The organism is Paraburkholderia unamae (assembly GCF_003096875.1).
Taxonomy (GTDB): Bacteria; Pseudomonadota; Gammaproteobacteria; order Burkholderiales; family Burkholderiaceae; genus Paraburkholderia; species Paraburkholderia unamae.
This window is the reverse complement of sequence record NZ_QEOB01000015.1, coordinates 170165-182238: the sequence shown is the minus strand read 5'-3', so window position 1 is coordinate 182238 and position 12074 is coordinate 170165. Positions and strand designations below refer to the sequence as shown.

Genomic DNA, 12074 nt, shown 5'->3' with positions numbered 1-12074 from the left:
CGGATGGGCAAGCTATACGAGAACGCGGCAAGCGCGTTCGATGGACTGCTGCGCGACGGGCAGCTACTGGCGGTCGGCGGATTCGGTTTGTGTGGCATTCCCGAAATGTTGATTGACGCGCTCGTGCAGACCGGCGTGCGCGGGCTCACGGTGATCTCCAATAACGCGGGCGTCGACGAATTCGGCCTTGGAAAGCTGCTGCAAACGCGGCAAATCCGCAAGATGATCGCGAGCTACGTGGGCGAGAACAAGGAGTTCGAGCGCCAGTACCTGGAGGGCGAACTGGAACTCGAATTCACGCCGCAAGGCACGCTGGCCGAGCGGCTGCGCGCGGGTGGCGCGGGCATTCCCGCGTTCTTCACGAAGACCGGCGTGGGCACGATGGTCGCGCAAGGCAAGGAGGTGCGCGAATTCGACGGCGAAGCCTACGTGATGGAGCGCGCGCTCGTGCCGGAAGTTGCGCTCGTGAAGGCCTGGAAGGCCGATCGCGCGGGCAATCTGGTGTTTCGCCGCACGGCGCGCAACTTCAACCCGGCCGTGGCGATGGCGGGCAAGACGACGGTGGCCGAGGTGGAGGAAGTGGTGGAGTGCGGCGTGCTCGATCCGGACGAGATTCATTTGCCCGGCATCTACGTGCATCGCATCGTCGTGAATCCCACCCCCGAAAAGCGCATTGAACGGCGCATGATTTCCGCCCACGCAGGAGACTGAGCATGGCATGGCAGCACGAACAGATGGCGAAGCGCGCCGCGCAGGAACTGGAGGACGGCTACTACGTGAACCTGGGCATTGGCCTTCCCACTCTGGTGGCCAACCACGTGAGCGCGGGCAAGGAAGTCTGGTTTCACAGCGAAAACGGCATGCTGGGCATCGGACCCTACCCCGGCGAGGCGGAGGTGGACCCCGACATCATCAACGCAGGCAAGGAAACGGTGACGACGATACCGGGCACGAGCATCGTGGGCTCGCACGAGAGCTTCGCGATGGTGCGAGGCGGCAAGCTCGACCTTTCAATTCTCGGCGCGCTACAGGTGAGCGAGCGCGGCGATCTGGCGAACTGGATGATACCCGGCAAGAAGGTGAAGGGTATGGGCGGCGCGATGGATCTGGTGGCCGGCGTACGCCGTGTCGTCGTGCTGATGGAGCACGTGGTGCCCAAGAAGGACGGCGGATGGGAATGGAAGATCCTGCCCGAATGCACCTTGCCGCTCACGGGCGTGCGCGTGATCGACCGGATCATCACCGACCTGGGCGTGATCGACGTGAGTGCGGACGGCCTGCGCGTGGTCGAACTGGCCGAAGGCGTGACGCAGGAGGAGATGCAGGCGAAGACGGGAGCGAAGTTGAGATGGTAAGCATAACCAGGCAATTTTACGGAGCGAGCACTGGCGTAGGGAGGCAGCGATGAGCGAACGAAGCCAGGCGTGGATCACGGGCGCGGCCGGCACCGCGTTCGGTAAATTTCCCGGCCGCAACGCGCTCGACCTGATGGCGCAGGCGGGCACCGGCGCGCTCGAAGCGGCCGCGCTCGAGCGCGGCGACATCGACGGGCTCATTTGCGGCTACGCCACAACCTTGCCGCATCTCATGCTTTCCACGCTGTTTGCGGAGCGCTTCGGGCTGCGACCGTCCTATGCGCACAGCCTTCAGTTGGGCGGCGCATCGGGCGCGGCCATGCTCATGCTCGCCGCCGAACTCGTGGGCTCGGGACGCTGCCGCAACGTGCTTGTGGTGGCGGGCGAAAACCGCTTGAGCGGGCAATCACGCGACGCGTCGATCCAGACGCTGGCGCAGGTTGGCGATCCGGACTACGAAGTGGTATATGGCGGGTCGGTTCCCGCTTACTACGCGCTATTCGCGTCGCAATACATGCATCGGGCGGGCGTGACGGAGCGCGATCTCGCGGAATTCGCCGTGCTCATGCGTGCGCGGGCAAGCCGCCATGAAGGCGCGCAACTGCGCGAGCCGATTTCCGTGGAGGACGTGCTCGCTTCGAAGGCGATTGCCGCGCCGCTCAAGCTGCTCGATTGCTGCCCGATCTCGGATGGCGCGATGGCGCTGGTCGTGAGCGCGAAGCCGGGTGCGAACGCGCGCATCGCCGTGACGGGAAGCGGGCAGGCGCACCGCCATCAGCATCTCACGGCGATCGACGACGTGTTCGCTTGCGGCGCGCAGGAGGCGTCGGCACGCGCGTTCGCGTCGGCGGGCCTCGAATGCAGTGACATCGACTATCTCGGCATCTACGACTCCTTCACGATCACGCTGGTGTCGCTGCTCGAAGAAATTGGTTTCGCGCCACGCGGTGAAGCCGCTCGCCTGGCGCGCGCGGGCGAATTCGACCCCGGCGGCGGTCTGCCATTGAACACGCACGGCGGTCTGCTTTCGTTCGGTCATTGCGGCGTGGCAGGGGGCATGGCGCACGCCGTCGAAGCCTGGCTGCAAATGGCGGAGCGCGCACAGGCGCGCCAAATCCGTGCGCCACGGCACGCATTCATTCATGCGGACGGCGGCGTGTTGTCGTCGCACGTGAGCCTGATCCTGTCTCGCGAGGGGTAGTCATGCAAGAAGAACTTGTTTCCCGTTCGGACGGTGCGCTCGCGCATGTGGAAGGGCTGCGCCACGGCGTGCTTCGATTCCAGCGATGCACCTCCTGTGCCCGCGCGCAAACGCTGGCGCGCTACGCCTGCTCGGGCTGCGGAAAATCGACGTTGGTCTGGGAGGACTCGAACGCACAGGGTAATGTCGTTGCGACCACAACCGTCACGCGCGCACCTTCCGAAGCGTTCGCGGCGCTCGCGCCTTATGTGCTCGTTATCGTTGAGCTGGATGAGGGCGCGCGGGTCATGGGGCATGGTGCGAAGGGGCTTCGTATCGGCGATCGCGTTGCCGCCACTTATTTCGCGCATGGCGAGCGCACGCTGCTGCGCTTTGTTGCGCTGGAGGGTTGAGACGCGGTTCGCCGGATTGAGAAGTCCGGCGAACGCCTCCCACGTTATCTCACCGCGCGGCCTCGCCCTGGCGAAGCGCCGCTGGTTTCACGAAGAGCAGAATCGTCAATCCGCCCAGGATCATCACCGCCGCCACCAGCCAGTTCGCGAGCGTGAGGCTACCCGTTTTCGTGCGGATCAAGCCGAGCACGAACGGACTGACGAACCCGGCAAGCTGACCGAGACTGTTGATGAGCGCCACGCCCCCGGCGGCAGCCGCGCCGCGCAGGTACGCGGGCGGAATCGACCAATAGGCGGGAAAGATCCCGATCGAGCCCGCCGCCGCGACAGACAACAGACAGAACGAGAGCAGCATGTGCCCTTGCAGATACACCATGGCGACGAGCGAAACAGCGCCGATGAAGGCGGGAATCGCGCAGTGCCAGCGGCGCTCCAGCTTGCGGTCCGAGTGATGACCGTTGGCGATGATCGCGGCGCACGTGACGCCATACGACACGGCAGTGAGCAACCCGACATGGAAAACGTCGGTCACGCCGATGCCGCGAATGATCGTCGGCATCCAGAAACCGATCAGATTGCTGCCGCACGAGAAGCAGAACAGGGCGAGGGCGAGCGCGTAGACCTTGATGTCGCGAATCGCCGCCATGAACGAGGTGGCGTGGCGTTCGCGCTTGCCGCCTTGCGTACCGGCTTCCAGCAGCAGATCCTGGCGGATGCGCGCCTTTTGCGCGGCGCTGAGCCAGCGCGCCTCCTCGGGGCTTTCGTCGAGCCTGAAGTAAATGAACAGCCCGAGCATCACGCTCGGCAAGCCTTCGAGCACGAACAGCCACTGCCAGCCGTTGAATCCCCACTGGCCATGAAAGCGGCTCATGATCCAGCCCGAAAGCGGGCCGTTCACGATGCCCGCAATCGGAATGGCGGTGAGGAACTTGCCGAGAAAGCGGCCGCGCCAGGCGTCCGGAAACCAGCGCGTGCAATACACGACGATGCCGGGAAAGAAGCCCGCTTCGAATACGCCGAGAAAAAAGCGCATCACGTAGAACTGGCCAGGCGTCTGGGCGAACGCGGTGCCCATCGACATGAGGCCCCACAGCACCATGATGCGCGTGAGCGTCTTGCGCGCGCCGAACTTCTGGAGCAGCAGGTTGGCAGGCACCTCGGTCATCACGTAGCCAATGAAGAAGATGCCCGCGCCGAAGCCGTACATCGCGTCGCTCAGCCCCAGGTCCGCCTGCATCTGCAACTTGGCGAAGCCGACGTTGAGGCGGTCGATATAGGCGACGATGTAGCACATCATCAGCAAGGGCAGCAGCCGTCGCGTGACCCTTGCGTAGACATCGGCAGAGGACGCCGCAGTGGCGTCCAATGGCGCAGCGAGATCGATCTGTTCGTATGACATTATTGTTTGTCTCCTCGTGGGTGGATCGATCAGGCCGCGGCCAGCACCGCCTTGCCTGCCAGGCGCGACGCGAGCGCCTCGGGCACCTCGATTTCGAAACCGAGCACGGCGCTTGCGAGCGCCTTGCCGTAATTGTCGAGGCACAGGCTTCGCGAAACGCCGCCGCCCAGTGCGCCATTCGCCACGAAATTCAATGCGTGGATGTTGTCCATTTCGTAACGCGTCACGCTGCCGGTAATCGCGCCTCGGTAAAACGCCTTGAAGCGCGGCGCGGTGAGCTGATCTTTCAAAAGCGCGTAGAACGCCGGTTCATAGGCGAACACGGCGATATTCGACGTATTGCCCTTGTCGCCCGAGCGCGTGTGGGCCAGATGCTGAAGAAGGACTTTCATGGAATTTAGCTCTCGAAGTATTCAATTGAAGCCTGCACCTGCTCGCGCGCGACGAGCGCCGACCACACACCAATGACTTCGCGCGTGCGGTCCTGATGCGGCACACGCTTGCCCGTGTGAGCGATGCCCGAGACGGCCATGCCGTCCACCTCGCGGCCGACCTTGGCCGCTTCCGCGCGCGTGCGCGTGCGCGCGGCGACACGCACGGCGATCTCGTACGGTTCGGGTGCATCTTCCGGTGTCGCCGCGCCATGAATCGCGTTGAGACCGAGGAAGTCGATGCGAAGGTCCTGGGCGTCGAGCTTGACGAGCTTGAAGCGTTCCTCCAGCACTTGCTTTGCGAGCTTCGCGCGCCGCAATGCGCCCGGTCCCGCGTAGAAGAACATGTCCTCGCCGATGAAGCCTTCGAGGCAGCCAATCGATACCTTCAACGTGTCGGTGCGCGGTTTGCCGGTGAGCCCGGTCACGCGCACGCGTTGCTCGTCGATCTGTTCGAGCTTCGCCTGGGTGAAGTCGACAACGGCGTCGGGCGTGATGTAGTTGGCGGGATCGTGGACTTCGTAAAGCATTTGCTCTTTTACGGTTTGCAGCGTGATGGCGCCGCCTGTGCCCGCCACTCGGGAAATCACGACGTCGCCGTTCGGTTCGACTTCGGCAATCGGGAAGGCCAGATTCCACGGCATGGGCACGTCCTTGAAGCCGGGATCGCAGAAGTAGCCACCCGTGATCTGCGCGCCGCATTCGAGCAGGTGGCCTATCGCGCTGCCCGCGCCGATGCGCGCGTAATCGTTCGCCTCCCAGCCGAACTCGTGCATGAGCGGCGCGAGAAAAAGCGAGGGGTCGGCCACGCGCCCCGTGATGACAATGCGCGCGCCGTCACGCAGCGCATCGGCGATCGGTTCGGCGCCCATATAGGCTTCCGCCGAGATCAGCGTGGGCTCCAGTTCGCGCAGCGGTGCACCCGTTTCCATGATGGAGTCGGCCATGTCGAGCACGCGTTTGCCGATCAGGCTGCCGTTGACGGCGGCGACCTTTACGCCGTGTATGCCCATTTCGCTCAGCAACTCGACAACGCGCCGGGCGGCGCGCGTCGGATCGATCCAGCCTTGATTCGAAATGATGCGGGTATTGCCGCGCATGCACGCGGGCAGCACGGCGCGCATGCGTTCGTCGAGATACGTGTCGTAGCCAGGAAACGCCGGATCGCGGCGCGCGCGAACCTGCGCCGCCGACACGGTCGCCTCCGCCATGGTTTCAAAACACAGGTAATCGAGTGCGCCGTGTTCGGCGCTAAGGGCGGCGGGTTCGATGCGGTCTCCCCACCAACCGCTACCCGACCCGATGCGAATGCTATGGCTCATCTATCCATTCCCGTGGTGATTGTCGGTCCATTTTGTACAATTCACCGGCGCTTACCAATGACTCTGGCGGAACACCGCCTGTGAATTCGATTCATAAAGAAAGCGAGCAAACTGCATGGACAAATTCGGCGAGATGACCGTGTTCCTGTGCGTCGCAAAGGAAGGCAGCTTTTCGGCGGCGGGCCGGCGCTTGCAGTTGTCGCCCTCGGCCGTGAGCAAGCTGATCGCGCGGGTGGAGCAGCGCCTGAACGTGCGCTTGTTCGAGCGCGTTGCCGGGTCCATTCACCTCACGCAGGAAGGGCTCGCCTTCAGGCAGGCCAGCCAGCGCGTGGTGGACGCCATGAATGACGCCGAAAACAGTGTGATTTCGTCGGATGCGGAAATATCAGGCCAACTGACTATCCACACGGCGCTCACCACCGCAAAATACTTGCTGGCTCCCTTACTGGAAGAGTTTCTGGAGCGCTACCCCAGGATCAAGCTCAAGTTCATGCTCGGAACCGAGCGCGCGGACTTCGCAAGACAGAGTATCGATGTCGCCATTCACAGCGAGCAGCCCACCGAACTCTCTCTCGTGGCGAAGCCGCTCATGCCCAGGCCCTGGGTTGTCGCAGCCGCGCCCGCGTATTTGCAGAAGTTCGGCGTGCCCGCAACACCCGACGAACTCGCGCAACATCGCTGCCTGAACTTCACGATCCGCACGCAGTGGAATTCGTGGACGTTTCGCGAGGCAGGCGCGCTGACCACGATCGCGACCACGGGGCATCTGAGCGCCGACCAGGGCGAACTGCTCCGGACCTTCGCCATCAACGGGCTGGGTGTGGTGCGCCTCGCGCGATTTCATATTGCCGAAGACATCCGGCGCGGTGCGCTCGTGCCCCTGCTCGAAGCGTTTCAGGAGCCGTCAGCAGACGTCTTCTACGCGCTGTATCCGCAAGGGCGCGTGCTGGCGCCGCGTGTGCGCGCCTTCCTCGCGTTTCTGGAAGAGCGTCTGCCGCGCAATTGACGAAATTTCATCAACGTTTCCGTTGAGCGATTGCGCCGCGCCGCTTATGTTTGATCCCAGGAGCGAACTGACGCGCGGCGCGGCGGAAAAGCCACGCGTCAAACACAGGAGACGCGAGATGCCGGCCACGGAGCGGGTGATGGCGATCGTCGGGGCGGGGCACGTGGGCGGCCGCGCCGCGCAGACCTTGCGCGAGGCCGGTTGGCGCGGCCGTATCGCGCTGATCGGTGCGGAACCGCATTTGCCGTACGAAAGGCCGCCGCTATCCAAAGCACTCCTCACGGGTGAGCGAAGCGCGCAGCAATGCGGATTACGATCCCCCGAGGCATGGCGCGACGACGGCGTCGAGCATATCGTCGCGACGGTGCGCGCGCTGGACCCTGCGCGGCGCACGCTCGAACTGGGCGACGGCGCGACGCTCCACTATGAAGCGCTGCTGCTCGCGACGGGCGGCCACGCGAGGCGGCTGGCGATTCCGGGCGCATCGCACGCGGGCGTGCTCTGCCTGCGCACGCTCGACGACGCCGCGATGATCGGCCCACGCCTCGCGGCGGGCGCGCATATCGTCGTGGTGGGCGGCGGATTTATCGGCCTGGAGGTCGCGGCGTCGGCCCGCGCGCGCGGCTGCGACGTGACGCTGATCGAAGGCGGCGCGCGCCTGCTGGGCCGCGCCGTGCCCGCGGCCATCGCGGCGCGGGCGCACGCCTTGCATGAGCGCAACGGCGTGCGCGTCCTGCTGAAGCGCGCGCCACAGGCCTTCGAAAAGCGCGCCGACTCGACGCTCGACGTGATGCTGGAAAGCGGCGAGACGCTGCACGCCGACACGGTGATCGTCGGCATAGGCATCGAGCCCGCGGACGAGCTTGCGCGTGCGGCCGGCATCGAGGTGGCGCGCGGCATTCTCGTGGACGAAGCGCTGGCCACTTCGGCGCGCGGCGTCTTTGCGGCGGGCGACGTGGCCGTGTTTCCGAGCCGGTTCGGCGCGCATCGCATTCGCCAGGAGACCTGGCACAACGCCGAAACGCAGGCGCGCGTGGCGGCGCACAACATGCTGGGCGGGCGCGACGCGTATCGCGAGTTGCCCTGGTTCTGGTCCGATCAGTACGACCATCAGTTGCAGGTGGCGGGCGAGCCGGCGCTGGGCGCACGTTCGATCGTACGCATCCCCGGCGGCGGGGCGGAGATTCACTTCGATCTGGACGAGCAGGGGCGGCTGGTCGGCGCGAGCGGCTTTGGCCCGACCGGCGCGTTTGCGAGGGAGATGAAGCTTGCGCGCATGCTGGTGGAGCGAGGGGCGGCGATTGATCCGCAGTCGCTGGCGAATCCCGAAGTCAAGCTAAAGAGCCTGCTTTGATGTGCGATTACGCCGCCCGCGCAGCGACCCACACAACGGAGACATGATGGCGCAACGACTGCTGGTGTTCCAGTCGCTCTGGGCGATGGAGCGTCGACATACCGACGGCTTCGAGCGCTCGCTCGAAGAGAACGTACGGATGATTGCCGAAGCGGGTTTCGACGGCGTGAGCGCGCATTGCACGAACCGCGAAGACGTGCGGCGGCTCGCCCGGTTGCGTAAGGACTACGGACTCGCGGCGGAAGGGCAGTGCTTTCCCACGACCGTGGACGATCTGCAACCCGTGCTCGAACTCGCGACGGAATTCGGCCTGCACCACGTGGACCTTCAGCCCGACGTGCGCCCGCGCACGCTGGCCGAAGCGCTCGCGTTGCTGGACGGCTGGCAGCGTCTCGCGGAGCAGGTGGAGATGCCCGTCTATATCGAAACGCATCGCGACCGCATGACGACGGACCTGTATTTCACGCTCGATCTGCTCGACGCGCGGCCCGATCTCAAGCTGCTTGGAGACATCTCGCATTACCTCGTGGGGCGCGAGTTCGCCTGGCCCGTGTCGCAGGAAAATCATGCGTATATGCAGCGTATTCTCGATTCGTCGTGGGCGTTTCATGGCCGTGTGGCGAGCCGCGAGCAGGTGCAGATCGAGCTTTCATTCGCGCCGCACCGAAAGTGGGTGGATCTCTTTCTCGACTGGTGGGGCTACGGGTTTCGTTCGTGGCGACGCCGCGCGGGCGCGGACGACACGCTCGCGTTTACTTGCGAGCTTGGGCCGCAACCGTACGCGATCATCGGGCCCGACGGCAACGACACGACCGACCGCTGGGCCGAATCGCTGCTGATGCGCGACTGGATTCGCGAGGTATGGGAGTCGGCAATCCAGTCGGATACCTAATTGTTTGCTTGTGGAGCAGGGCGCTCAATGCCCGACGACGAGATACGGGTTGCGCCGCACATTCGCCGAGCAGAAAATCCGGAACTCGACCGGCCCCGGCGGCGCGGGCGTTTCCAGCACGCCGCATGCGTTGAGCGCATGCTGCAACGCCGAGATGACCTGTCCGTCCGGGTCCTGGTCGATGGCGATATCCATCGTGCCTGCCTCGATATACTGGCGGTGCAGGTCGAGCATTTCGTGGCCCGCCCAGACGATCTTTCCCGTCGCGCCCACCTTGCGCAACGCCGCCTCGATTCCCGCCGACGCATAGCCGCTGTTGTAGATGCCGACCACGTCGCCGCGCTTGAGCGATTTGAGGACGGCGCGGTGGCATAGATCGTCGTTGTCCAGCGATTCGATCGCTTCTTCATCGCACACGAGGTGCGGGAACGATTCGGCCAGTTGCTCGCGGCAACCGCTGATGCGCTCGCTATGCGCGTGATAGTCGTTGCGTGAGCAGATCAGCAGCACGCGGCCCGGCCGGGTGGCGAGCCTGCCGACGAAATAGCCCGCTGTGCGGCCTGCCAGCCTGTTGTCGATGCCGGCGTAGTGCACGCGCTCCACCGCGTCGATGTCGGTCACCATCGTGACCACGGGCTCGCCTTGTGCGATCACCGTGCGCAGCGCGTCGCGGACCTCGGCCGTGTCATGGGTCGTGACGATCAGCGCCGCGCGCTTGTAGCCGGGGCGCAGGATGGCGCGCGTGATCACGTCGTCGTCGGCTTCGGGCAGGAACTGCCGGTGCAGCACGATGCGCCGGTCGAGCATCTGCATCGAGCGTTCAAGACCGAGCGTCAGGCGCTGGAAAAACGGCGTCGGGTTGTGCGGCAGCAGGACGTCGATATGCACGAGCCCGTGATGCGTTTCGGGCAGCACGCGCGGCACGCCCAACTGGCGTGCGGCCGCCACGACGCGCGCGCGCATGGCGGCGGAAACGCTGCCGCGCTCGTTGAGGACGCGATCGACCGTGGCCGGGCTCACGCCCGCCGCCTCGGCAATTTCGACGAAACGCGCCGTGCGCTTGCGGCGCGGCGAAGCGGGGTTCGTCATGCGCTATCTCCGTTGTTTTCGATTCCTGGCCGGCGCGCGAAAGCCGCGCGCGGCGCTGACGAAAAATCATCAACCTTTTCGTTGAGCCGAGTCAATGGGGCGCTTACCTTTTCGACATCACGCAGGCGACGAATCGAACAGAAAAAGACAGGAGACGACGATGAGAGAAGCGCCGCAGTTTTCCCTCAACCGCATGAGCGCGCCGAGGCTTGGCCTCGCCGGGTTTGTCGCGCTGTGCCAGCGTCTGGACATCCGTGCGATCGAACTGCGCAACGATCTACCCGGTATCGAGATCGCCGACGGCACGCCGGCCGTGGAAATCAGGCAGGCGTGCGAGGCGGCCGGGCTCGCGATACTCTCGATCAACGCGTTGCAGCGCTTCGAGCAGTTCGACGCGACGCGCCTGAGCGAAGCGGTGACGCTCGCGCGCCATGCCGCCGCATGCGGCGCGCGGGCGCTGGTGCTGTGCCCCACCAACACGCCGCTCGACACGCGCACGCCGGCCGGGCGCCACGCCGATCTGGTGGCCGCGCTCAAGCAGCTCAAACCGATCCTGGACGACCACGGCTTGCTCGGGTTCATTGAAACGCTGGGCTTCGAGGCGTGCGCGCTGCGCCGCAAGTCCGACGCCGTGCGGGGCATTGACGACGCTGACGGCGAGGGCCATTTCAAGCTCGTGCACGACACGTTTCATCATCACCTGGCCGGGGAGGATCGCTTCTTTCCTGAGCGTACGGGGCTCGTGCACATCTCGGGTGTGGAAGACGCCGCGCTCGAAGCCAGTGACATGCGCGACTGCCATCGCGTGCTCGTGGGCCGCGACGATCGCCTCGGCAACGTGCGACAGCTTGGGGTGCTGCGTGCGGGCGGCTATCGCGGGGATGCGTCGTTCGAACCGTTCGCCGATGACATCGCCCAGGCCGACGATATCGAGCAGCGGCTTGGCGCGAGCATGGGCTATTTACGCGAGGCGCTTGAAGCGGCTTGAAGATTGATCGCGTTGATGTGGACTGAAGGGTTTGGTATCACCACTGCGGAAAGCTCACAATTGGCTACGTCGATGAGGCAGCTTAAGAACACCCATCGATCCGCTCTCCTTAGGAAATATCCTAATCGTCGCATTTCATTGCGCTAGCTTGACGCCGATTAAACCGCACATGCCCAGTGCGCGTTTTTCCTGTCGTATCATCGGCTGGCCGTTGAAGTCCTTCCCCTGAAATACCGGCCGAATACTCCCGGCTACGAAAGGCAAGTTCAAGGCGCATCTTTGCGGTGCGCCTTTCTTTTTTGCGAGTGCACTCTCCGGAGGCAAAGCATCGTGGAATATCTCCAGTTTGCCGGATACCTGCTGGCAGCCATGGTGGTTCTCTCTCTGTTCGCGTTGGCGGACTGGAGCGCGAGGAACAACCTCCCGTCCATGTTGCAAGACGAGTTCGAAAAGGTGATAGCCGGTTATGGGACTGCGAGAAATAGCCCAGAATGTGCTGACCGGAATCGCGATCCTTTCGCTGTTTATCCTCGTCGGGCGCAGCGCGTCGAGGAGTCTGCATGACCAACGTCCGCGCGCGAAGACGCGGCGCTGAGATCTGACGATCGACGCGGCGGCGATGCAAAGCCGCCGCGCCAACCGGTT

Annotated in this window: 13 protein-coding genes; 9 read left to right on the top strand and 4 right to left on the bottom strand. The window is 64.6% G+C overall.

Going from position 1 to position 12074, the window contains the following annotated elements; translation table 11 throughout:
- Positions 1 to 3 precede the first annotated feature (3 nt).
- Genes C7402_RS29080 through C7402_RS29065 form a run of 4 tightly spaced genes read left to right on the top strand, consistent with a single transcriptional unit; the run spans position 4 to position 2948 of the window.
- Positions 4 to 711 carry a CoA transferase subunit A gene (locus tag C7402_RS29080; RefSeq protein ID WP_116613062.1) on the top strand — a complete coding sequence of 236 codons (708 nt, stop codon included), beginning with the start codon at positions 4 to 6 and terminating at the stop codon, positions 709 to 711.
- 2 nt (positions 712 to 713) lie between these two features.
- Positions 714 to 1355, top strand: a complete 642-nt coding sequence (locus C7402_RS29075; RefSeq protein WP_116613061.1) for a 3-oxoacid CoA-transferase subunit B — start codon at positions 714 to 716, stop codon at positions 1353 to 1355.
- A gap of 49 nt (positions 1356 to 1404) precedes the next feature.
- Positions 1405 to 2556, top strand: coding sequence for a thiolase family protein (locus C7402_RS29070; RefSeq protein WP_116613060.1), 1152 nt, complete (start codon positions 1405 to 1407; stop codon positions 2554 to 2556).
- A 2-nt stretch (positions 2557 to 2558) separates the two neighbouring features.
- A complete protein-coding gene (locus C7402_RS29065; protein WP_116613059.1) occupies positions 2559 to 2948 on the top strand; it encodes a Zn-ribbon domain-containing OB-fold protein in 390 nt (129 codons plus the stop codon).
- Positions 2949 to 2997: 49 nt separating this feature from the next.
- On the opposite strand, the gene C7402_RS29060 is transcribed toward C7402_RS29065, so the two are convergent.
- From C7402_RS29060 to C7402_RS29050, 3 genes are read right to left on the bottom strand one after another with little or no spacing between them, the layout of a single operon-like run.
- Positions 2998 to 4347, bottom strand: coding sequence for an MFS transporter (locus C7402_RS29060; protein ID WP_116613058.1), 1350 nt, complete (start codon positions 4345 to 4347; stop codon positions 2998 to 3000).
- 29 nt (positions 4348 to 4376) lie between these two features.
- Positions 4377 to 4739 carry an AtuA-related protein gene (locus C7402_RS29055; RefSeq protein ID WP_116613057.1) on the bottom strand — a complete coding sequence of 121 codons (363 nt, stop codon included), beginning with the start codon at positions 4737 to 4739 and terminating at the stop codon, positions 4377 to 4379.
- A 5-nt stretch (positions 4740 to 4744) separates the two neighbouring features.
- Positions 4745 to 6100 (bottom strand): acyclic terpene utilization AtuA family protein, encoded by a 1356-nt coding sequence (locus tag C7402_RS29050; RefSeq protein WP_116613056.1) that lies wholly within the window; start codon positions 6098 to 6100, stop codon positions 4745 to 4747.
- Positions 6101 to 6215: 115 nt separating this feature from the next.
- Here C7402_RS29050 and C7402_RS29045 point away from each other — a divergent pair, with 115 nt between their 5' ends.
- From C7402_RS29045 to C7402_RS29035, 3 genes are all read left to right on the top strand, one after another.
- A complete protein-coding gene (locus C7402_RS29045; RefSeq protein ID WP_116613055.1) occupies positions 6216 to 7106 on the top strand; it encodes a LysR family transcriptional regulator in 891 nt (296 codons plus the stop codon).
- A gap of 118 nt (positions 7107 to 7224) precedes the next feature.
- Positions 7225 to 8460, top strand: a complete 1236-nt coding sequence (locus C7402_RS29040) for an NAD(P)/FAD-dependent oxidoreductase (RefSeq protein WP_244314965.1) — start codon at positions 7225 to 7227, stop codon at positions 8458 to 8460.
- Positions 8461 to 8506: 46 nt separating this feature from the next.
- Complete coding sequence (locus C7402_RS29035) at positions 8507 to 9352, top strand: sugar phosphate isomerase/epimerase family protein (RefSeq protein ID WP_112174422.1); 846 nt, start codon at positions 8507 to 8509, stop codon at positions 9350 to 9352.
- A 24-nt stretch (positions 9353 to 9376) separates the two neighbouring features.
- Here the strand turns inward: C7402_RS29035 and C7402_RS29030 are convergent, their stop codons facing one another.
- Positions 9377 to 10441 (bottom strand): LacI family DNA-binding transcriptional regulator, encoded by a 1065-nt coding sequence (locus tag C7402_RS29030; RefSeq protein WP_116613054.1) that lies wholly within the window; start codon positions 10439 to 10441, stop codon positions 9377 to 9379.
- A 160-nt stretch (positions 10442 to 10601) separates the two neighbouring features.
- Between C7402_RS29030 and C7402_RS29025 the strand changes: the two genes are divergently transcribed.
- Both C7402_RS29025 and C7402_RS29020 read left to right on the top strand, forming a co-directional pair.
- The gene (locus C7402_RS29025) at positions 10602 to 11429 is read left to right on the top strand and encodes a TIM barrel protein (protein WP_116613053.1); all 828 of its coding nucleotides are present in this window, start codon (positions 10602 to 10604) and stop codon (positions 11427 to 11429) included.
- A 330-nt stretch (positions 11430 to 11759) separates the two neighbouring features.
- On the top strand, positions 11760 to 11993 hold the full coding sequence (locus C7402_RS29020) for a hypothetical protein (RefSeq protein ID WP_133254570.1): 234 nt from the start codon (positions 11760 to 11762) through the stop codon (positions 11991 to 11993).
- Positions 11994 to 12074 lie beyond the last annotated feature (81 nt).

Excerpts from the sequence above, each read along its gene's own strand:
- C7402_RS29080 (WP_116613062.1), top strand. The coding sequence starts at position 4 with ATGGGCAAGCTATACGAGAACGCGGCAAGCGCGTTCGATGGACTGCTG.
- C7402_RS29075 (WP_116613061.1), top strand. The coding sequence starts at position 714 with ATGGCATGGCAGCACGAACAGATGGCGAAGCGCGCCGCGCAGGAACTG.
- C7402_RS29070 (WP_116613060.1), top strand. The coding sequence starts at position 1,405 with ATGAGCGAACGAAGCCAGGCGTGGATCACGGGCGCGGCCGGCACCGCG.
- C7402_RS29065 (WP_116613059.1), top strand. The coding sequence starts at position 2,559 with ATGCAAGAAGAACTTGTTTCCCGTTCGGACGGTGCGCTCGCGCATGTG.
- C7402_RS29060 (WP_116613058.1), bottom strand. The coding sequence starts at position 4,347 with ATGTCATACGAACAGATCGATCTCGCTGCGCCATTGGACGCCACTGCG.
- C7402_RS29055 (WP_116613057.1), bottom strand. The coding sequence starts at position 4,739 with ATGAAAGTCCTTCTTCAGCATCTGGCCCACACGCGCTCGGGCGACAAG.
- C7402_RS29050 (WP_116613056.1), bottom strand. The coding sequence starts at position 6,100 with ATGAGCCATAGCATTCGCATCGGGTCGGGTAGCGGTTGGTGGGGAGAC.
- C7402_RS29045 (WP_116613055.1), top strand. The coding sequence starts at position 6,216 with ATGGACAAATTCGGCGAGATGACCGTGTTCCTGTGCGTCGCAAAGGAA.
- C7402_RS29040 (WP_244314965.1), top strand. The coding sequence starts at position 7,225 with ATGCCGGCCACGGAGCGGGTGATGGCGATCGTCGGGGCGGGGCACGTG.
- C7402_RS29035 (WP_112174422.1), top strand. The coding sequence starts at position 8,507 with ATGGCGCAACGACTGCTGGTGTTCCAGTCGCTCTGGGCGATGGAGCGT.
- C7402_RS29030 (WP_116613054.1), bottom strand. The coding sequence starts at position 10,441 with ATGACGAACCCCGCTTCGCCGCGCCGCAAGCGCACGGCGCGTTTCGTC.
- C7402_RS29025 (WP_116613053.1), top strand. The coding sequence starts at position 10,602 with ATGAGAGAAGCGCCGCAGTTTTCCCTCAACCGCATGAGCGCGCCGAGG.